The following is a 20,837-nucleotide window of genomic DNA, read 5'->3' as shown; positions in this document are numbered from 1 at the left end:
TGTGTTCGGTTGATCGGTTGATCGGTTGATCGGTTGATCGGTTGATCGGTTGACGGCTGGATCGAGGTCCAGTGCCATGACGTCCCGCTCCCGGGCTCCCGGGGGCGGGACGCCGTGGTTCCGGGCCCCCGGGGGTGCCGGCGATTCGCGTCGGGCGCCCGCGTCGCGGTCGCCGGATACGATGCGAATCGACCGGTCGTCACATTCGGCGCCCGGCTCCTCGCAACCAAGGAAGATGGCCATGACCCGCACGCCGAAGCAACTGCCCGACCCCGTTCCAGACCCGCGCGGAGTCTCGTTGTCCGCCTCCATCTGGGTCAGCAAGACCGGGACCGTCATCGAGACCTCCCGCAAGCTCCCGCATTCTCTCGCACGCTCTGCGCAGCAGGGGTGATCGCCGATGTCGCCTCTGCTGCCTGCCGGCCGATCACGGTCGAGAGCCGTCCGCAACTCCCTGTCCGATTCCGAGCCGATCTGTTGGTGGCTCGATGATGTCGATGCCCCGGAGCCGCGCGAACGGCTGACCGGATCCACCAGGACCGACCTCGCCGTCATCGGCGGTGGGTATTCCGGTCTGTGGACCGCACTGCTGGCCAAACAGGAGGACCCGTCCCGCGAGGTGGTCGTCCTGGAGGGAAAATCCCTAGGGTGGGCGGCTTCCGGCCGCAACGGCGGATTCTGTTCGGCCTCCCTGACGCACGGCCAGGCCAACGGCATGGACTGGTATCCGGAGGACATGCCCCGACTCGAGCGGCACGGCCGGAACAACCTCGCCGGAATCGTGCGGACCATCGAGGATTTCAAGATCGACTGCAAACTCGAGAAGACCGGTGAACTCAAGGTCGCGACCGAGAGCTACCAGATCGGCGACCTCGCCGCCGACTACGAGCAGATGCTCGACTTCGGTGACGACGCAGAGCTTCTCGACCAGGCTGGGACCAGGGCGCTGGTCAACTCGCCCACCTATCTCGGCGCGCTGAACGGCCGCGACAAGACGGTGCTGATCGACCCGGCCCGATTGGTCTGGGGTCTGGCGGAGGCCTGCGAGTCGCTCGGGGTGAAGATCTACGAGAACACCCACGTCGACGCGATGGTCTCCGACGGCCGCGACATGGTGCTCACCACCCCGCACGGTGTGCTGCGGGCGCACCGGGTCGCCCTGGGCACCAACGCTTTCCCGTCCCTGCTGAAGCGGGTCCGGCCCTACGTGGTCCCGGTCTACGACTACGCCATGACCACCGAACCGCTGTCCGACGCGCAGATGGACACCATCGGCTGGAAGGGTCGGCAGGGCGTCAGTGACGCCGGTAACCAGTTCCACTACTACCGGCTGACCGACGACAACTGCATCCTGTGGGGCGGCTACGACGCGATCTACCACTACGGCAGCCGGATCGATCCCGTCCTGGACCAGCGACCGCAAACGTTCCGGACGCTGTCCGACAACTTCTTCGGGACCTTCCCGCAACTGGAGGGCCTGCGGTTCACCCACACCTGGGGTGGGGTGATCGACACCTGCTCACGGTTCTTCCCGTTCTTCGGGACCGGGTTCGGCGGCCGGGTCGCCTACGCCGTCGGCTACACGGGGCTCGGCGTCGGCGCGACCCGGTTCGGCGCGCAGGTGATGCTGGACCTGTTGGGCGGCGAGAAGACCGAGCTGACCTCGCTGAAGACGGTCAGGGCCAAGCCGGTGCCGTTCCCGCCGGAGCCGCTGCGCGCCGGGGTGATCAACCTGACCCGTTGGTCGGCGGCCAGGGCGGACGCCAGGGCCGGGCACCGCAACCTCTGGCTCCGGTCCCTCGACCGTTTCGGGCTCGGCTTCGACTCGTGACCCCCCGTTCGGCGTGGGTCGACTTCCTTGGCGTGGATCAACTTCTCAGGCATGGGCGAAAGTGATGACTTCTGTCACTCCAGTCCCAAATGGACCACTTTGATCCATGCAGGCCCGGCGCACTGTTCCCGACGATCGGGCGGCGGACTCTTGACGATTGCGCCGCCGGGCGAACGATGAACAACGGGCGGACGGTGATCTGTTGTGCACTGTCCACCGTGACTTGTCCAACCCGGGCGCGCACCGCCAAGCTGATGGTCCGGCCGCCTGTCCGCCCGCACCTCGAAGCCTGACCAGCACCAGCACCATTCGCAGTACAAGTAACAGCACCAGCACCATTCGCAGCACAAGTAACAGCCTCAGTACCAGCACGGTCCGCATCCCCCAGGACCGAACCACTAGCAGGAGAGTTGAATCCCATGGCGCGCTACGGCGCAATGTACGGACCCGATGTCACTTTCACCGGGGTACCGCGCTGCGACCTGTCCGATCCCTCCACCTACGCGGATGCCTCGGCGGTGATCGTCGGTGCCCCCTACGACTCGGGCACCTCCTACCGGTCCGGCGCACGAATGGGTCCGATGGCCCTTCGCGCGGTCGACTACTCCGAGCACACCGGATCCCGTCCGCACCTGTCCCTGCGGGTCGACCCACTGCTGGACCTCGGGGTGGTCGACGCCGGCGACGTCGAGATGGCCCCGACCGAGACGATCCGATCGCTCCGGGCTTTGCAGAACGTCATCACCCAGCTCGCGGCCGCCGACAAGATCCCGATCGTCCTCGGCGGCGACCATACCGTCGCGCTGGCCGACATCACCGGCCTGGCCGAGCATTTCGGCTACGGTCGGATCGCCGTCATCCACTTCGACGCCCATGCCGACACCGGTGACATCCAGTTCGGCTCGCTCTACGGTCATGGCCTTCCGATGCGCCGGGTGATCGAATCCGGCGCCGTCAAGGGCAGCAAGTTCTTCCAGATCGGTCTGCGCGGCTACTGGCCGGAGCCGCCGGAGCTCGCGTGGATGGCCGACCAGGGCATGCGTGGTTACGAGATGGCCGAGATCCAGCGACGCGGCCTGACGGAGGTCCTGACGGAGGCCATCGCATTGGCGTCGCAGGACACCGACGGTGTCTTCCTGTCGGTCGACATCGACGTGGTGGACCCGGGTATGGCGCCGGGGACCGGTACTCCCGAGCCTGGCGGGCTGACCCCACGCGAGTTGCTCGACGCGGTACGTCGCATCGGCCGGGAGACCAAGCTGGTGGGCCTGGAGATCGTCGAGGTGGCCCCGCCGTACGACCACGCCGACGTGACCGCGATGCTCGGCAATCGTGTTGTCCTGGAAACGCTGTCGGGCATTGCGCGCCGCCGCGCCGACGATGCGAGCGGTACCACGTGGGACGAGTCGGTCCCGGTGCTCTCGGGCCGCGGTGGTTCCACTGTCCGGTCCGCCGACGGGAAGCTCCGGGTCCTGCTGGTCGGGGCCGGCGGGGTCGGCTCCGCGGTGGTCGCCACCGCGGCCACACGGGAGTACATCGAAGCCATGGTGGTGGCCGACTACGACCTGTCCAAGGCCCAGCAGACCTGCGAAACCGTCGGTGACGGCCGATTCATCCCGGCTCAGGTCGATGCCACCAGGATCGAGGACGTGGTCGGTCTGCTGGCGCGCTACCGGTGCGACCTGCTCCTCAACGCGACCGATCCGCGGTTCGTCATGCCGCTGTTCAACGCCGCGCTGCAGGGCCGGGCCCACTACATCGACATGGCGATGTCGCTGTCCCACCCGCACCCCACCGACCCGTTCAACACCCCGGGCATCATGCTCGGCGACGAGCAGTTCGCGATGGCTTCGCAGTGGGAAGCCGCCGACCGGGTCGCGCTGGTGGGAATGGGTGTGGAGCCGGGGCTCTCGGATGTGTTCGCCAAGTACGCGTCGGATCACCTGTTCTCCTCGATCGAGGAGATCGGCGTGCGTGACGGTGGGAACCTGCAGGTCGAGGGCTACGATTTCGCCCCGACGTTCTCGATCTGGACGACCATCGAGGAGTGCCTGAACCCGCCGATCGTCTACGAGAAGGGCCGCGGATGGTTCACCACCGCGCCGTTCTCCGAGCCGGAGGTCTTCGAATTCCCGGAGGGCATCGGGCCGGTCGAGTGCGTCAACGTCGAGCACGAGGAGGTGTTGCTGATCCCGCGCTGGCTCGACACCGGTCGGGTCACCTTCAAGTACGGCCTCGGTCAGGAATTCATCGAGATGCTCAAGTTGCAGCGCAAGCTCGGTATCGACTCCGCGGAGCGCCTGCAGGTCGGTTCGGTGATGGTCTCACCCCGCGACGTCATCGCCGCTCTGCTGCCCGATCCGGCCACCCTCGGCGACAAGATGCACGGAAAGACCTGCGCCGGAACATGGATCAAGGGTCTGGACAAGCAGGGCAAGCCCCGGGAGGTGTATCTGTACCACGTGGTCGACAACGAGTGGTCCATGAAGGAGTACCACTCGCAGGCGGTGGTCTGGCAGACGGCCGTGTGCCCGGTGGTGGCGATGGAGCTGATCGCCCGCGGGGCATGGTCCGGTGCAGGGGTTCTCGGGCCGGAGGCGTTCGACGCGGTGCCGTTCCTGACGCTGCTGACCGAATACGGATCGCCATGGGCGATGCGGGAGCAGGGACCGGCGGCGCTGGACTCCGGTGGGGTCAGGGACACCGGCCCGGCGCCCACCAAGCCCGGCGACCCGCATCCGCAGCCGGTCCGGCCGCACACCGGTACCGCTCCGGACGCCCCGCACAGCCGCGCTCTGTAGGCGGGGTCCGACCACCCAACCGCCGCCGCGCATACCGATCTGCCCGGCGCGCGCCGATCTGCCCCACCAACGGGCAGATCGGCGCGCGCCGGGCGTATTTGTATGCGCGGCGGTGGGGGAGCGCGCCGGGCGTATTTGTATGCGCGGTGGTGGGGGAGCGCGGTGGGTGGACGCGTACCAGGACTCACCCGCGGAAGAGCTCCGCGCACAGGTCGGCGAACATCGCGGTGTGGGCGTCGACGTCCGCCTCGGTGGTGGCCGGCGACATGAGCGCCATGTTGTGGAACGGCGTCAGCAGGATCCCGCGATTGAGGGCGTAGAGGTGCAGCAACTGCTGGAGTTCGAAGTCGTCCCCGGCCGCTGCCTGTGCGCCATTGATCGGCGGCTCCACCGAGAACCCGTACTCCGCACGGCATCCCAACCTGGTGACATGCCAGGGTGCGCCGACCGAATCGATTCCCGCCCGGACTCCGTCGGCCCAACGGTCGGCCAGCGGGATCATCCGCGAGAACGCCTCGTCGGTCAGCACGTCGAGCAGGGTGGCGGCCATCGCAGCCATCGAGAGTCCGTTGCCGGCCAGCGTTCCGCCGATGCCGCCGACGTCGATGTCCTCCAGCGGTACCGCCCGGTCGATCCGGGTCGCGAGTTCGGCCGTCATACCGAAGGTGCCGCAGGCGATCCCGCCGCCGATCGACTTCCCGATCACCAGCATGTCCGGGTGCAGGTCCGCCGCCCTCGTGTACCCGCCCGGCCCGGCGCAGATGGTGTGCGTCTCGTCGTTGATCAGGATCACGCCGTAGCGAGACGTCAACTCTCGCACGGCTTCGTTGTATCCGGGGTCGGGCAGGACGATGCCGATGTTGGTCAGTGCCGGTTCCAGCAGTACCGCGGCCACCTCGCCGGTGGCCAGTGCGGCCTCCATCGCCGCGAGATCGTTGAACTCGACGACGATGGTGGTCTCGGCCGTGGCGACCGGAGGCCCGATGTTCGAGCGGCGGTTCACCGTGTGCCCGTCGTCGTCGAGGGTCGCGAAGGCCTCGTCGACCGAGCCGTGGTAGCAGAAGTTGTGCACGACGATCTTGCGCCGCCCGGTCAGCAGTCGCGCATAGCGGATCGCGTGACGATTCGCGTCGGTCGCGGTCAGCGTGAACTGCCACAGCGGAAGGCCGAAGCGCCGGGACAGTTCGGCCGAGACGGTGATCGCCTCGGCGGTCGGCAGCATGGTGGTGATCCCGCGGTCGAGTTGCGCCCTCACCGCGGCGACGGTGGCCGCGGGGGAGTGCCCTGCCATCGCTCCGGTATCGCCGAGACAGAAGTCGACGTAGTCGATCCCGTCGACATCGGTGAAGTGCGCGCCGGTCGCCGAGGTGATGAAGATCGGGAACGCCCCCGGCCACTTGACCATCCAGCTCATCGGGACGCCGCCCTGCATGTGCTTCTTCGCCTCGGCCCCCAGCCGGGCAGACTGCGGGTGCTCGAGGACGAAGCGGTCACCTTCGCGTTGGTACAGCTCGGCGAGACGGGCGCGGTTCACGATGGCCATGCACGGAGATCCTGCCGGATGACGGTCCAGAAACGCGCGACGTCCTGCAAAGTGGCGGCTATCGCCGCCACTTTGCAGGACGTCAGCGCCTGATTGCAGGCCCGGCTACAGATACTGCCCGGTTCCGGTCCCGGTGTGCCCGCCCGGCCCGGACATGTCCTCGGCCGTCACGCCTGGCGGCAGAACGCCGCGGCGCATCTGCTCCAGCTGGGCCCGAGCCGCCAACTGCTGCGCGACCAGGGCCGCCTGCAGACCATGGAAGACGCCCTCCAGCCAGCCCACCAGCTGCGCCTGGGCGATCCGCAACTCCGCATCCGACGGCACCGAGTCCTCGGTGAAGGGCAGGGTCAGCCGCTCCAACTCTTCCCGCAGGTCGGGCGTCAGCCCCGACTCCAGTTCCTTGATCGAGGCGGCGTGGATGTCCTTGAGGCGGACCCGACTGGCCTCGTCCAGCGGTGCGGCCCTGACCTCCTCGAGCAGTTGCTTGATCATCGTGCCGATCCGCATCACCTTGGCCGGCTGGCCGATCGCGTCACCGGGATCGGTCCCGTCGGTACCTGCAGAGGCCGCCGCGAATCCGGCGTGCGCGGGTAGCTGGCCGTCCGCCTCGTCCTGCCCGTCGGGTCCGACCACCACGAAACGCTGGGGCTGCTGCTCGGTCATCGCTTACTCGCTCTCGAATGGGTGCTCGCACGTCAGAACTTACGGACCTGTTCCCGGGTCAGTTCATCTTCAACACGATCTTGCCGACGTGACCGCCCTCGGCCATCCGGCGATGGGCCTGCCCGGCCTCGCCGAGCGGGTACACCGTATCGATCACCGGCCGGACGGTGCCGGCCGCGATCAGCGGCCACAGGTGATCCCGCACCGCGGCGACGATCTCGCCCTTGGATCCGGGGCCGGTGACGGGGCGGCCACGCAGCGCGGTGGCGACCACCGAGCCCCGCCGGCCCATCAGTGCGCCGAGATCGAGCTCGGCTCTGGTGCCGCCCATCATCCCGATGACGATCAACGATCCGTCCAACGCCAGGGCGGAGATGTTGCGCTGCAGATACTTCGCACCCACCACGTCCAGGATGACGTCCACGCCCCGCCCATCGGTGGCAGCCAGGGTGGCCTCGACGAAATCGTCGGTGCCGTAGTTGATCCCGACATCGGCGCCCAGTGCGCGGCAGCTCTCCAGGGCCTTGTCGCGCGAGGCGGTGACGATGACCGTGGCCCCGGCCGCCTTGCCCACCTGGATCGCCATGGTCCCGATGCCCGAGGACCCGCCGTGCACCAGGAGCGTCTGGCCGGACCGCAGACCGCCCTTCATCATGACGTTGGACCAGACCGTGCAGGCCACCTCGGGCAGCCCGGCGGCATCGAGGAGCGAAACGCCGGCCGGAATCGGCAGTACCTGCGGGGACGGCACGGCGACGAGTTCGGCGTATCCGCCGCCGGCCAGCAGCGCGCACACCTCGTCGCCGACCTGCCAGCCCGTGACGTCGCCCCCGACGGCCACGATCGTCCCAGAGCACTCCATGCCCAGGATCGGTGAGGCGCCGGCCGGCACCGGGTAGTGCCCCTCCCGCTGCAGTAGATCGGCCCGGTTGACGGCGCCGGCGGTGACCCTGATCAACACCTCGTCTGCGCCGTGGGGAGGGTCCGGAACCTCGGTCAGTCCAAGCGATTCGGGACCGCCGGGCTTGTCCTGCGTGATGGCCAACATGAACCCGAGGGTAATCCGGCTGCCGCGGTGGCGACCGGGATGGCAGGCTGACCGGCATGACCACGACGTCGCGGGACGCCCTGACCAGGCTCTGGCCGCTGTTCGGACTGCGGCTGGCCACCCCGCGGTTGATCATGCGGCCGCTGTGCGACGACGACCTGGCCGAGCTCGTCGATCTCGCCGTGCTCGGTATCCACGATGCGGCCACGATGCCGTTCATGCAGCCCTGGACCGATGCGCCGCGCGAAGAACTGGTCGAGAACACCCTGCGACATCACTGGCGTTCACGGGCCGCGAGCGTGCCGGGCGCCTGGTCGGTGCATTTCGCGGTGCGCTCGAAGGGTGCCCTGATGGGTACCCAGGAGATCAGCGGCACGGACTTCGCCGTGACCCGGACCGTCGGCACCGGCTCGTGGCTGGGGCTGGCCCATCAGGGTCAGGGCCTCGGCACTGAAATGCGCTGCGCTGTGGTTGATTTCGCGTTCGACCATCTGAAGGCGATCAGGGCCGAGAGTGCAGCGTTCGAGGACAACCCGGCGTCCCTCGCGGTGTCGGCGAAGGTCGGATACGTCCCGAACGGCGACCGCGTCGTGCAGCGGCGGCCCGGTGAGGCCGCGGTGGATCAGCGCCTGCTCGTCACGCCGGCGACGTTCCGCAAACCGGCCTGGTCGGTGCAGGTGGCGGGCCTGGACGCCTGCCGAGGATCATTCGGGCTGTGACAGTCCTCCGCACCGCCGCAGCATGACGCCCGCCCGTCCGGCCCCGACGAGCCGATCCAAGGCCACCGGGTCCCTGTCCACCGCGGTGGTCGTCGGGATCGGTCACGCGCTGGTGGCCGCGGCGGCCATCTGGGCCTGCTACGGGCTGCTCGACTCGGTGCAACGGATCGGTGGGGGCCGCGCCAGCACCCTGTTGCTGCAGGCCAGCGGCATCGTGGCGTTGGTCTGGGCGTATGCGGGCCTGGTGCTGGGATTGGTGATCAGCATCCGGCAACCCGCTCGCCGCGGAGGCCGGCCCCGACGGATGGGGTGGCGTCCGGCCGTGGTCAACTGGCACCGGCAGCTCAATGTGGCGGTCGTGGCGCTGACCCTGCTGCACGCACTCGTCTACGGCATCGGCGTGCCCGGCGGATCGCTCCTGGTCGCTCTGGTGCCCTGGACCGCGAAGGTGGACGGGCTCGGCTACACGCTGGGCGTGCTCTCGCTCTACCTGGCGGTGCTGCTCGGCCCGAGCTACTACCTCAGGCGGTACATCGGCCGTCGGGTCTGGCTCGTCGCGCACCAGTTGGCCGCGGTCAGCTACGCGCTGGGCCTCTGGCACGCGCTGTTCCTGGGCTCCGACTTCCGGCTGACCGGAATCGGCCGGACTCTCGTCGCGGTCCTGCAGGTCCCGTTGCTGGCGCTGATCGTGCTCAGACTGCTACGGCCACTACGGCTCTCGGATCAGCTGAGCATGAAGCGCCGGGCCGGCCGCTTCGAGGAGACCAGGCACGTGGCCCTGCGGATCGCGGTGGCAGTCGGCCTGGCCGTCACCGGCCTGATCGTCCTGGTGATGACGCTGGTGGCGATCGCGAAGGGCGGGAGCGGGACCTTCGGCTGAGCCCTGCGCGCCGGTTGCCGTCGATCAGACCGGCCCCGAGGATGCCGGTCCGCCGGGGTGCAACGAAAAGCCGGGTGCAACGAAAAGCCGGGTGCAACGAAAGACAGCGGCATTACGTCTGGGCACTGTGGAGCGCGCGATGACGACGGGCCGTCGGCGGAGGGCCGGAGCTGTGGTGCGGACTTGAGCTGTGGTGCGGAAGGTTGGAGCTGTGGTGCGGTTGGCCGGAGCCGTGGTGCTGGCGGTGAGCGTTCTGTCCGCCTGCGCGAGCAGTCCGGCGGCCGACAGGCCGGTCGGCGCGAGTGGCTCGGTCGTGCACGTCTCCTCGGCTGCCCTGACGCCCCTGTTCGTCAGGCCGACGCGGTCGGCAGCTCCGCGGATCTCGGTACCCGGGACGCTGCGATCGGGATCGGGCACGCAGGGATCGGGCACGCAGGGATCGGGCACGCAGGGATCGGGAACACAGGGGTGCAGTGGGTTCGCGCTGTCGCTGGCCGCCGGCACCAGAGGATCGGCAGACCCGCTCACCGCGGCTCGGACATTTCTCCGAGAGGGCGGCGTGTCAGGTTTCGGAACATCGACCTCGAGATGGACGCTGCACACTCGGGCGGCGCTCGTTCCCGGATCTGCCACGGTGACGGAGGGGTCGGTCTCCCTGCACGCGACGCAACTGCCCGACAAGACGTGGGTCATCGACAGCGGCGAGCGCTGCGGATAGTCGCACCTGCCGGTCCCGGGGCCTCCCGGTCCCGGTGCGGCCCGGTCCACCCGTGAAACACGTGGGCTGCCTTCGCGCCGAGGCGGTGGCCGTAGGGTTGAGCGGGTGAAAGCAGAGCCGCGCCGAGCACCGTTGTCCGACCGGATCCCGGCGCCGGCGATGTTCCTGGCCTCCGGGTTCACCCAGTACTACGGTGCGGCCTTCGCGGTGGGGTTGTTCAGCGTCGTTCCTGCAGCGGCGCTCGCCTGGTGGCGCATCGCCGCTGCCGCCGTGGTGCTGCTCATCTGGCGCCGCCCCTGGCGAGTCCGCTGGACCCGTCGGTCGCTGGGTGCTGCTGCACTGTTCGGCGTCGTGCTCGCGACGATGAACGTCACCTTCTACCTGGCGATCTCGCACCTGCCGCTCGGCACGTCGGTGGCCATCGAGTTCCTCCGCCCGGTCGGTGTCGCCGCGTTCGGCGGACGCGGTTGGCGCGAGCGGCTGGCCATCGTGCTGGCCGCCGCCGGGGTGGTGGCGCTGGCCGGCGTCAGCCTTCAGGGTGGATGGACCCACAGCGCCGTCGTCGGGCTGGTGGCGATCTTCGCCTGCGCGGGGACCTGGGCCGCCTACATCCTGCTGGGCCGCCGGATCGCCACCGGCGGTGACGGGATCTCCTCGCTGGCGGTGGCCATGACCTCCGGTGCGATCATCTACTGCCCGTTGGCCTTCGGCGCCACCGCGATCGTCGTGACGCACCCGCTGCGACTGCTCGCGGTGATCGGCATCGCCGTCTGCTCGTCGGTCATCCCGTATGCGATCGAGCAGCTGATCCTGCGTCGGGTGACGGCGGCGAGGTTCGCCATCCTGGTCGCGCTGCTGCCCGTGACGGCCACCGTCATCGACGCGATCGCGCTGCGCCAGATTCCCGGGCTGCTCGACCTGGCCGGGATGCTGGCCATCTGCGGGGCCATCGTGCTGTCGGCCCAGAAGACCGGGAAGAACGTGGGGGCCGAAGTGGCGGTGGAGACCGCCTGAGCCTGCTCGCCGCCCGCTCGGCTGGTGGCTCATCCGGGCCCGGTCGTGTACATACCGCCCGCCGGTTGCGAGAGCATCCGGTCTTGCCCATTGCGCATGTTTGCGCAATGGGCAACTTTCTCCTATTCTGGTGCTCATGTCACCAACGATCGGTCTGCGGGAGTCGAAGAAGGTCGGGACCCGCGCCGCCCTCGTCCGGTGCGCGCTGGAGCTGGCCGAGGAACGCGGATACGACGGGTTCACCATCGCCGACCTGGTCGAGATGGCGGGCGTCTCGCGCCGCACGTTCTCGAACTACTTCAACGGCAAGGCCGAATGTCTTGCCGCAGTGAGTGAATCGTGGATCGACGCCGCGGTGAAGATGATCTCCGACGCCCCGGCCGAGGTTCCGCTGACGGATCTGTTGCGCGGTGTCCTCGATCACGTGGCCGAGCAGATCGCCGGTAGCCGGCTCGCCTTCATGGTGATGGTGGAGTCCGTACCGGAACTCGCGGCCGCGATGAACACGTGCGACGTCGCGCACGGCGAGAAGATCGCGGCGATCATCTCCGCCCGGACCGGAATCGGATCCGACGACTTGCGCGTCCCGCTGCTGGCCGAGTTCTGTCTCGCCGCGGGACGCACCTGCACGCAACGTTGGTTGGCCCGCGGCGCTGCGGGTGAAAAAGCAAGTCTGGCCCGTGATCTCGATGCCGCCTTTTCGCTGATCGACTTCGCCGGCCTGCTCGACCTACGCAAGAACTGACCCATTCGCGCATCGACCGCCGGTCGGTGACCCCCTCGATCAGGAGAACAACATGGCCACACTGCTCTATCGCCTCGGTGCGTTTGCGGTCCGACGGCGTTGGCTGGTGCTGCTCGTCTGGGTGCTGCTGCTGGTCGGCGTCGGCGGCGCGGGAATCGCGTTCAAGGGCGTGATGACAGATTCCTTCTCCATTCCCGGGACGCAGGCGCAGAACGCGCTCACCCACCTGAACGCCCAGATCCCGGCGGCCGGCGGAGCATCCGGACGGATCGTGTTCGCGGCCCCCTCCGGGCACACTCTGGCCGAAGCGCCGTACCAGAAGGCGATCTCGAACGTGCTGAGTGGCACCAAGGGCTTGGACAAGGTCGGCGTGATCATTCCGCCGACGGCGGGTAGGAGCATCTCGCCGACCGGTGACGTCGGTTACGCGCAGGTGCAGTTCGCCGGGCAGATCACCGAGATCCCGGTCGCCACCCAGAACACCATCGCCTCGCTCGCCTCGGCGAACAAGGTCGACGGGCTGCGGATCGAACTGGGCGGCGGCGCGGTCAAGCAGGCACCGTCGATCGGTTCGACCGAAGGCATCGGGGTGATCGTGGCGTTGGTCGTGCTGTTGATCACGTTCGGCTCGGTGGTGGCGGCCGGGATGACGATGTTGACCGCGCTCATCGGCGTCGCCACGGGCCTGTCCGGCATTCTGTGGGTCTCCGGATTCGTCCAGATGTCCACGACAGCCCCAATTCTGGCTCTGATGATCGGGCTCGCCGTCGGTATCGACTACGCCCTGTTCATCGTCTCGCGACATCGGGCGCAGGCCAAGGCGGGCATGAAGATAGAGGAGTCGATCGCCAGAGCCACCGGGACCGCAGGGTCGGCCGTCGTCTTCGCCGGGCTGACGGTGCTGATCGCGCTGGCCGGCCTGTCGGTGGTCGGCATTCCGTTCCTGACGGTGATGGGGCTGGCTGCCGCGGCCACCGTGTTGATCGCGGTGTTGATCGCAGTCACGCTGGTCCCGGCGCTCCTTGGCTTCTCCGGCGACAAGGTCCTCAAGCGTTCGGATCGTGCCGCTGCTGCCGGTCTGCGCCAGGCGGACATCGATCAGCATGCGGTCGTCGACCACGCGCAGAATCCGAATCGGTGGATCCGGATGGTCACCCGCCGGCCGGCCCTCGTGCTGTTCGTGACCGTGATCGGGATGGGCATCATCGCCCTGCCCACCACCAAGCTGCACCTCGCGCTCCCCGACGACGGGGCCGGAAAGGTCGGATCGACGAAACGCGACGCCTACGACTTGTTGGCCGGGTCGTTCGGACCAGGCTTCAACGGGCCGCTGATCGTCACCGTCTCGGCGCCGCCGGCGAAGCTCAAGGCCGCCATGACCCAGGTCGCTGCCGACCTCAACGCGCTCCCGGAGAAGCCCCACGCGGCGCCGGCCGCTGTATCGGCCGACGGCACTCTCGGTGTGGTGCAGGTGATTCCGGCGACCGGACCGTCCAACGTAGCGACCCAGAACCTGGTCAACGACCTGCGGTCACGCGCCGCGGGCTGGGAGGCCGCGACCGGCTCGAAGGTCGCCGTCACCGGACAGACGGCCATCCAGATCGACGTCTCGGAGAAGCTGTCCTCCGCACTGCCGATCTACCTGCTGATCGTGGTCGGCCTGGCGCTCATCCTGCTGTTGCTGATCTTCCGGTCGATCGTCGTCCCGATCAAGGCGGCCGTGGGATTCCTGCTGTCCGTGGGTGTCTCGTTCGGCGCTGTCGTGGCGGTCTACCAGTGGGGATGGTTGGGGGCGATCTTCGGGACAGGCACCGCCTCTTCACCGTCGATCATCTCGTTCCTGCCCATCCTGCTGATCGGGGTGCTGTTCGGGTTGGCGATGGACTACCAGGTGTTCATGGTGTCCGGCATGCGGGAGGCGTACGTGCATGGCGCCGACGCCAAGCGTGCGGTGGTGAGCGGTTTCAACGCCGGCTCCCGTGTGGTGACCGCGGCCGCGATCATCATGACGTCGGTGTTCTCCGGCTTCATCCTGGCGCCGGACACCATCATCGCCTCGATCGGCTTCGCGCTCGGTGTCGGCGTCCTGGCTGATGCGTTCCTGGTCAGGATGACGATCGTCCCCGCCGTCATGACGTTGCTCGGCAAGACCGCCTGGTACATCCCGCGTTGGCTCGACAAGGTGCTGCCCAGGGTGGACATCGAGGGCGAGAAACTCCTGGAGAAGCTCCGCGCCGAGGCAGCTGCCGAATCTGCCGAGCCCGCAGCCCTCGCCTCCCGCTGACGCCCGCCCGGCCCGGGCTCCGGCGTGGATCAACTTCGCAGGCATGGACGAAAGTGATGACTCCTGTCCCACCCGTCCCAAATCGGGGAAGTTGATCCATGCAGCCCGGGTTGATCGGCCGGGTTGATCGCAGCAGCCCGGCTGACCAGCCCCGCTATCGCGCGGTCTCGTTCCCGGCGGAATCGGCCGGACGAGGCTGGACGGGGATACCGCGAATCCACAGCCGGATGCCCTGCCACCGGATCAGCGCCGAGGTCCGCAGGGTGACCAGCGGCCACCGGAGCAGGGTGCGGACGATGGTCGTCGTCGTCGCGGGTCGTCCGGACCCGGTCAGAGTGGCGACGAACGGGGTTCGGTCGCCGATCTGCAGTGCGATGGACACGTTCAGCCGGTCACCCGGGACGGGTGTCCGCATCAGGTAGCGCCCGCCCATCGGCAGGAAAGGTGAGACGTAGAAGACCTTGTCGACCTGGTCGCGGCCGGCCGAGTCCGGCCGGAGGAGGTAGACGTGACGCCCGCCGTAGGTGTTGTGCACCTCGGCGACGGCCGCTACCTGTTCGCCGTCCAGACTGCAGTAGTACACCGAGAGCGGGTTGAACACGTACCCGGCGACCCGGGGAGAGGTCAGCAGCTGGATACGATCGGCAACGATATCGTTGTCTGCCAACAGTTCCCGAATATTGGAAGCCAGTGTGCCCGCTGGATCACCGAGATGGTCGGAAGCCTCGAAACGGGCGAACGGGCGAAGCGCTCGTGGCACCCGCGGCATCGCGTCCACGTCGACCAGCCAGTAGTAACCGGAATACTGGAAGTTCCTGCTGGCACTGGTGTTCCGGCGATGTTTGACCAGACTCCGGTAGATGGTCGCAGTATTCTCCGTCAATCGGACCGGCGGCCGTTCGAGCATCACCATGTGACGCCGAGCGCCTCCGCGGCACGTACGCCAGAGGCGCAACCGTCCTCGTGGAAACCCCAACCCTGCCACGCACCGGCGAAAGCCGTCCGGCCGATGTTGATCCGGCCTAATTCTTGCTGTGCTGCAACAGATTTCACCGTATACGTCGGGTGTGCGTAGTTCATCTCGTCGATGATCGTCGACGGATCCACCTGGCCCTCGCTGTTGAGCGTCACCAGGTAGTCGACCGAATCCTCGATGCGCTGCAGGCGGTTCAGGTGGTAGCTGACGTTGACCTTCGAGTCGTCGGAATCGCAGGTGTCCATCTGGTAGTTCCACGATGCCCTGGCGCCCTTGGCTTTCGGCAGCACGGACGAGTCGGTGTGCAGCACGGTGCGCGAGGCCGTGTATTCGAAGGAGCCCAGCAGTCGCTGCTCGTCTGCGGTCGCGTCGGCCAAGAGCTTCAGGGCCTGATCGGGGTGGGTGGCGATGACGACGCGGTCCGCCGTGTGCACCTCGTCGGCCTGGTCGATGATCCTCACGCCGTCGGCATGACGGGTGATGGACCGGATCGGCGTTGCGGTGTGCACGGCCGATAGCTCTTTGACGGCCTTCTCGACGTAGGAACGCGAGCCGCCCACCACGGTGCGCCATTGCGGCGAGCCGGTGACGGCCAGCATGCCGTGGTGCTCCAGGAATGCGAAGAGGTAGCGGGCCGGGTAGTTGCGCGCGCCGTCGAAGCCACATGACCATACGCAGGCGACCACCGGCAGCAGGAAGTGATCGGCGAAGTATTTGCTGTAGCCACCCTGCTCGATGAACTCACCCAGGGTCCGAAGATCCTCCGGGGACTCGAGCACACGGTGCGCCTCGGCGTGAAACTTCCTGACCTGCACCAGCATCGCGAGGTACCTGGGCCGCAGGACCGCCGATGGCTGGGCGAACAATCCGCGCACTCCCCGGGCGCCCGCGTACTCGAGCCCACAGCCGTCGCACCGAACGCTCATCGACATCTCCGACTCTTGCGTCGCGACATCCAGTTCGGCGAACAACCGCAGCAGATTCGGGTACGTCCTCTCGTTGTGCACCAGGAATCCGGTGTCCATTCCGGCCACCCGCCCACTCGACGTCGCGACGTCATGGGTGTGCGCGTGGCCGCCCAGACGCCCGTCAGCCTCGAACAGGGTGACATCGAACTTGCGTTGCAACAGGTAGGCAGAGGTCAGGCCCGCGACACCGCTGCCGATGACGGCAACCCTCTCGCGCGTTGCGGCCGAGGACGGACTACTCATCTGCGTACTCCCTGATGATGCTGACCACGATCGGCCGACGGCCGGATCGGTGTCATCTCCATGTCTGTGACCCCTCCGGCACGCCGGTGGAGTCTGTCGATGGTAGTTCGGTCCGGGCCCGTCAGGAGATGGGTGGGTCCGAGCACGGCTCGTTGAGCCCAGCCCCCCGACGCCCCGCCCCTTTCGCGCTTATCAACTTCGCCGGCGCTCACGAACTTGTCGATTTTGGGACGGGAGTGAAGCGAGTCGACGTTTTCATGAGCGCGGGCGATGTTGATAAGCGCGGGGGGGGTCCGGGGGGGGGCGGGTCCGGGGGGCTGGGGCCGAGGGGCGGTGCGCGATCGATGTTGATCAGCGCGGCCGGGGGCGCGGCGGGCGTCAGGGCTGGACGTGCACGAACTCCAGGTCGAGGAGTTCGGCGATGGCGCTGACCTCCTTGGCGCGATGCCCGACCCCCAGGGCCCAGTGGTGCGAGATGCCGGTGTCGCTCCAGCGATCGACCCAGTCGCCGGGGTGGCAGCCGAAGTCGACGCGGGAGGTGGTGTTGCCGATCTGCAGCAGTGGGCCGGGGACCACCTGACCCTCGGACGCGACCAGGGTGAACGAACCGTCGCGCTGCTGGGCGATGCCGAAGGTCGTCACCGGGCCGTGCCTGACGTCGAATTCCACCGACACGCCGTATCCGCGCTTGCCGTGATACACCCCGAGTCCGCGGAGGAGCGGCCGCGAGGCGCTGATCGCCAGATGCGCCGGGCCGTCGTGCCCCATCTCCACCACGTCGTCGAAGAAGTTCAGGGCCTGCAGTTCGGTGAAGGAACCGCCACCGCCGAGTCGGTCCATGATCAGCATGGCGATGGAGGTCCGCAGCTCGTATTCACCGACGGTCGGTACACCGCGGGCGGTCAGCAGCGACGCGCCGAGGATCATCCCGGCCCCCAGCCTCTCGTGCTGCTCGCCCTCCAGCCCCCGGTGGTAGTAGGCCAGCGAGTCCAGCCCGAAATCGGCGACCAGCCGGTCGAGTCCGACCGAAACCTTGGCGCCCCATTCGAGGTCGGGAAGCGCAACGGTCTCGTCCAGATCGAAGGTCTCCCTGGCCAGGGCCACCCGGTCGGCAACCTGCGCGTCGGTGACGGCGGCCACCCTGACGCGGAGGTCGTCGAATTCCACCACCTCCATGTGACCGCCGAACTGTGACGTGATCAGGGTGAGATCGGTGGATACGTCCAGCATCCCGGGGTAGAGATGGCCCATCAGGCCATGGCGGGACCCCCTGAGCCCGGCCCTGACGCCGGCGGCCTTCACCCAGTGCCCGACCTTCGCCCAGGACCTCTCCTCCTCGAGATAGCCGGACACCGAACGGAAGTCGATCCCACAGCGTAGGAACGCGTTGGATATCTCGGGCACCGAACAGGCTCCGCAGTAGGCCAGCCACTTGCCGGTGTCGAAGTTGCGGTGGTCCATCGCCTCGGTCGGTTGGAGGTTCAGCACCAGCACCGGCACCCCGGTGCGCTGAGCGATCGGCAGCATCATCGAGGACGTCAGGTAGGTGGGGATGTACATCACGATGAGGTCCAGATCGGCCACCCTCAGCTGCTCCGCGGCGCGCTTGCCCTGGTGGGCGTCGGAGATGAAACCGGCATCCACCACCTCGCAGTCCATCGCTGTCAGCCGCTCGACCACCCGGCGCGCGCACTGCTGCAGTTGCGGCAGCAATTCCGGGAACTGCGGCCAGTACGCACCGAGACCACCGGCGACGACGCCGACCCGGGTGCGATGTCCGGCAACGTGTTCCAGTGAGGTGGATGAAGGAGAAACGATTGTCATCGGCTCAGGCGCCCCAACCTGCCTGCTGGCCGCCGACACGCTCGGCGGCGATCTTCTGGGCATACCCCGACCGCGCGTAGGCGGCCATCGGGTCACGTTCCAGACCTTGCTCCTCGCGCAGGTCGCCGAGCAGTTCGCGCACGTCCGAGTTGTAGGCGTCCATCAGTACGGCGTTGGCGCCCAACACATCTCCCCCCGACTGGGCCGCACCCAGAGCGTCGGTGTCGACCAGCAGTGCCTTGGCCGTCGCCTCCTGCACGTTCATCACCGACCGGATCTGGCCGGGGATCTTCGGCTCGATGTTGTGGCACTGGTCCAGCATGAAGGCGATCTCGGAATCGGCGTCGAGACCGCCACCGCTGACCACCTCGAACAGGATCCGGAAGAGTTGGAACGGATCGGCGGCACCGACGATCAGGTCGTCATCGGCGTAGAACCGCGAATTGAAGTCGAAGGCTCCGAGCTTTCCGGCGCGCATCAGGAAGGCGACGATGAACTCGATGTTGGTGCCGGGGGCGTGATGTCCGGTGTCGACGCAGACCTTGGCGCGCGGACCCAGTTCCAGGCAGTGGGCGTAGGAGGTGCCCCAGTCGGGTACGTCCATCGTGTAGAAGGCCGGCTCGAACAGCTTGTACTCCAGGACGATCCGCTGATCACCCGTCAACCGCTCGTACACCTTGCTCAACGCCTCGGCCAGACGGTCCTGACGGGCCCGGATGTTGTCCTGCCCCGGGTAGTTGGTGCCGTCGGAGAACCAGAGCTTGAGATCGCGGGAACCGGTCTGGTCCATCACATCCACGCACTCGAGCAGGTGGTCGATGGCCTTGGCGCGGATCCGCGGATCGGGATTCGTGACGCTGCCCAACATGTAGTCGTCATCCTGGAACACGTTGGCGTTGACGGTGCCCAGTTCGATACCGGCGTCGGCTGCTGCCTTGCCCAGTTCGGCGAAGTCGTCCACGTTGTCCCAGGGGATGTGCAGCGCAACGCTGGGAGCGGCGCCGGTGTGCTTGTGCACCCGCGACGCGTCGGCGATCTTCTCGAACGGATCACGCGGCACGCCCTGCTGGGCGAAGACCTTGAAACGGGTGCCGGAGTTACCGAAGGCCCACGACGGCAGTTCGATTCGTTGCGTACCGAGGATCTTCTTGACTGACTCGCGGTCGATCATGAGAATGCACCTTCTTTTCGAATGGCTTTCAGGGCAGGAGATGTCAGGATTCCGTGACGAGGGCGCAGTGGTAGCACGGAGGGGGAGCGGGCTGATCTACGTCACCGGGGGTGCCCGGCCCGCTGGAGCAGCGGGCCGGGCACCGACGGAAACGGATCAGAAGTTGAACTGATCGATGTTCGAGGAGTCGAACACGGTCGGCGGCCCGAGCACGACCGAGGGGCCGGTCGTGCCGGACGGTGCGAGCACCGTGTAGTCCTTGAGCTTTCCGGCGCTGAACTTGGCTCCGGTGGCGGTGGTGGTGATCCCGGAGGCCAACGATGCGGCCGCGTAGCCGGCGAGGTAGCCGAGGTCACTGGGGTTCCAGAGCTCGAATGCCTTGACCGTGCCGTCCTTGATGTACGGCTTCATCTGCGACGGCAGACCAAGGCCGGTGAGAGTGATCTTGACGTTCTTGTGGGTCGAGAGGTACTGGGCCGCAGTGGAGATGCCGACCGTGGTGGGCGAGATGATGCCCTTGAGGTTCGGATACGCGGAGATCAGGCCCTGCAGCACGGTGAGCGAGGTGGCGGGATCGTCGTTGCCGTAGACGGTGGAGACCAGGTGCATGTTCGGGTACTTGGCGGCCAGCTGCTGCTTCATGTAGCCGATCCAGGCGTTCTGGTTGGTCGCGGTGGCGGCGGCGGAAAGGATGGCGATGTCGCCGGTGCTGCCGATCTGCTTGGCCAGCAGGTCGACCTCGGAGGTGCCGATCTGCTGGGTGTCCGCCTGGTTGATGAAGAGGTGATCAGGGCAGGTCACGTCCGAGTCGAACGACACGACCTTGATGCCGGCGGCGACGGCCTGGGCCAGGGATGGGCAGAGCGCGGTCGGGTCGTTGCCGGCGATGACGATGGCGTCGGCGTGCGCCTGGATGGCGGCCTGGATCGAGGGGATCTCGGCTGCCGCAGTCGCGGTCGACCCGCTGGAGACGACGACAGTGCCGCCGAGTTCCTTGAGCGCCGCCGTCCCGCCGGCGTCGGCCAGAACCTCGTAGGGGTTCTGCGTGTCGCGAGGGATGAAGTAGACCTTCAGGCCCGACTTGATCTTGCCGCCCGCCGGAGCCGAGGACGATCCGGATGCCGATGCCGATGAAGACGCCGGAGCGCTGGCTGCGGACGAACCGGAGACCGCCGCGCTCGAGGCCGGGGCCGGGGCCGGGGCCGGCGCCGAAGAGGAGCCGCCGGCGACCGCCGGGGCCGAGCTGGTGGGGCTGGTGGCAGTCGTGCTGCTGGAGCTGCACGCCGCCATCGTGGTGGCCAGAGCCACCGCGGTCGCGGCACCGAGCAGGCGCCTCATCCTGGTGTTGGACGTCATTGCTGAGATTCCTTTCGCTTTCGTGGAACTACCTTGTTTTGTCGACAAATGCG

Annotated in this window: 16 protein-coding genes and 2 pseudogenes; 10 read left to right on the top strand and 8 right to left on the bottom strand. The window is 67.7% G+C overall.

Annotation, left to right across the window (positions count from 1 at the left end):
* The first annotated feature begins 241 nt into the window (after positions 1 to 241).
* The 4 genes and pseudogenes from H7F38_RS02085 to H7F38_RS26410 all read left to right on the top strand — a co-directional run.
* Positions 242 to 394 (top strand): hypothetical protein, encoded by a 153-nt coding sequence (locus H7F38_RS02085; RefSeq protein ID WP_187092642.1) that lies wholly within the window; start codon positions 242 to 244, stop codon positions 392 to 394.
* Positions 395 to 400: 6 nt separating this feature from the next.
* A complete protein-coding gene (locus tag H7F38_RS02080; RefSeq protein ID WP_187092641.1) occupies positions 401 to 1,831 on the top strand; it encodes an FAD-binding oxidoreductase in 1,431 nt (476 codons plus the stop codon).
* A gap of 419 nt (positions 1,832 to 2,250) precedes the next feature.
* Positions 2,251 to 3,123: pseudogene (locus H7F38_RS26415) on the top strand (agmatinase family protein); the annotation flags it as partial.
* A 123-nt stretch (positions 3,124 to 3,246) separates the two neighbouring features.
* Positions 3,247 to 4,497 (top strand): annotated as a pseudogene (locus H7F38_RS26410) (saccharopine dehydrogenase C-terminal domain-containing protein); the annotation flags it as partial.
* 319 nt (positions 4,498 to 4,816) lie between these two features.
* Here the strand turns inward: H7F38_RS26410 and H7F38_RS02070 are convergent.
* The 3 genes from H7F38_RS02070 to H7F38_RS02060 all read right to left on the bottom strand — a co-directional run bounded on the left by H7F38_RS02070 (position 4,817) and on the right by H7F38_RS02060 (position 7,886).
* The gene (locus H7F38_RS02070) at positions 4,817 to 6,175 is read right to left on the bottom strand and encodes a transaminase (protein ID WP_187092640.1); all 1,359 of its coding nucleotides are present in this window, start codon (positions 6,173 to 6,175) and stop codon (positions 4,817 to 4,819) included.
* 105 nt (positions 6,176 to 6,280) lie between these two features.
* A complete protein-coding gene (locus H7F38_RS02065) occupies positions 6,281 to 6,838 on the bottom strand; it encodes a bacterial proteasome activator family protein (protein ID WP_305080155.1) in 558 nt (185 codons plus the stop codon).
* Positions 6,839 to 6,896: 58 nt separating this feature from the next.
* A complete protein-coding gene (locus H7F38_RS02060; protein WP_187092639.1) occupies positions 6,897 to 7,886 on the bottom strand; it encodes an NAD(P)H-quinone oxidoreductase in 990 nt (329 codons plus the stop codon).
* A 56-nt stretch (positions 7,887 to 7,942) separates the two neighbouring features.
* Between H7F38_RS02060 and H7F38_RS02055 the strand changes: the two genes are divergently transcribed.
* The 6 genes from H7F38_RS02055 to H7F38_RS02030 all read left to right on the top strand — a co-directional run bounded on the left by H7F38_RS02055 (position 7,943) and on the right by H7F38_RS02030 (position 14,246).
* Complete coding sequence (locus H7F38_RS02055) at positions 7,943 to 8,605, top strand: GNAT family N-acetyltransferase (RefSeq protein ID WP_187092638.1); 663 nt, start codon at positions 7,943 to 7,945, stop codon at positions 8,603 to 8,605.
* 22 nt (positions 8,606 to 8,627) lie between these two features.
* The gene (locus tag H7F38_RS02050) at positions 8,628 to 9,485 is read left to right on the top strand and encodes a ferric reductase-like transmembrane domain-containing protein (RefSeq protein WP_187092637.1); all 858 of its coding nucleotides are present in this window, start codon (positions 8,628 to 8,630) and stop codon (positions 9,483 to 9,485) included.
* A 211-nt stretch (positions 9,486 to 9,696) separates the two neighbouring features.
* Positions 9,697 to 10,203, top strand: coding sequence for a hypothetical protein (locus tag H7F38_RS02045; RefSeq protein WP_187092636.1), 507 nt, complete (start codon positions 9,697 to 9,699; stop codon positions 10,201 to 10,203).
* Between the two features lie 105 nt (positions 10,204 to 10,308).
* Entirely contained in the window at positions 10,309 to 11,217 is a 909-nt protein-coding gene (locus tag H7F38_RS02040; protein ID WP_255498206.1) for a DMT family transporter, read from the top strand.
* Between the two features lie 136 nt (positions 11,218 to 11,353).
* Positions 11,354 to 11,962 carry a TetR/AcrR family transcriptional regulator gene (locus tag H7F38_RS02035; protein WP_187092635.1) on the top strand — a complete coding sequence of 203 codons (609 nt, stop codon included), beginning with the start codon at positions 11,354 to 11,356 and terminating at the stop codon, positions 11,960 to 11,962.
* A 52-nt stretch (positions 11,963 to 12,014) separates the two neighbouring features.
* Positions 12,015 to 14,246 carry an MMPL family transporter gene (locus H7F38_RS02030; protein ID WP_187092634.1) on the top strand — a complete coding sequence of 744 codons (2,232 nt, stop codon included), beginning with the start codon at positions 12,015 to 12,017 and terminating at the stop codon, positions 14,244 to 14,246.
* Positions 14,247 to 14,400: 154 nt separating this feature from the next.
* Here the strand turns inward: H7F38_RS02030 and H7F38_RS02025 are convergent, their stop codons facing one another.
* The 5 genes from H7F38_RS02025 to H7F38_RS02005 form a co-directional block, all read right to left on the bottom strand.
* A complete protein-coding gene (locus H7F38_RS02025; RefSeq protein WP_222618383.1) occupies positions 14,401 to 15,129 on the bottom strand; it encodes a DUF1365 domain-containing protein in 729 nt (242 codons plus the stop codon).
* A gap of 23 nt (positions 15,130 to 15,152) precedes the next feature.
* Positions 15,153 to 16,433, bottom strand: coding sequence for an NAD(P)/FAD-dependent oxidoreductase (locus H7F38_RS02020; protein WP_187092633.1), 1,281 nt, complete (start codon positions 16,431 to 16,433; stop codon positions 15,153 to 15,155).
* A gap of 378 nt (positions 16,434 to 16,811) precedes the next feature.
* Complete coding sequence (locus tag H7F38_RS02015; protein ID WP_187092632.1) at positions 16,812 to 18,257, bottom strand: L-fucose/L-arabinose isomerase family protein; 1,446 nt, start codon at positions 18,255 to 18,257, stop codon at positions 16,812 to 16,814.
* A gap of 4 nt (positions 18,258 to 18,261) precedes the next feature.
* Complete coding sequence (gene rhaI, locus H7F38_RS02010; protein ID WP_187092631.1) at positions 18,262 to 19,428, bottom strand: L-rhamnose isomerase; 1,167 nt, start codon at positions 19,426 to 19,428, stop codon at positions 18,262 to 18,264.
* Between the two features lie 156 nt (positions 19,429 to 19,584).
* On the bottom strand, positions 19,585 to 20,784 hold the full coding sequence (locus H7F38_RS02005) for a substrate-binding domain-containing protein (protein WP_222618382.1): 1,200 nt from the start codon (positions 20,782 to 20,784) through the stop codon (positions 19,585 to 19,587).
* Positions 20,785 to 20,837 lie beyond the last annotated feature (53 nt).

The sequence above is a fragment of the Nakamurella sp. PAMC28650 genome (assembly GCF_014303395.1).
Taxonomy (GTDB): Bacteria; Actinomycetota; Actinomycetes; order Mycobacteriales; family Nakamurellaceae; genus Nakamurella.
The sequence above is the reverse complement of the archived record's forward strand: the minus strand, read 5'-3'. Positions and strand labels throughout refer to the sequence as shown.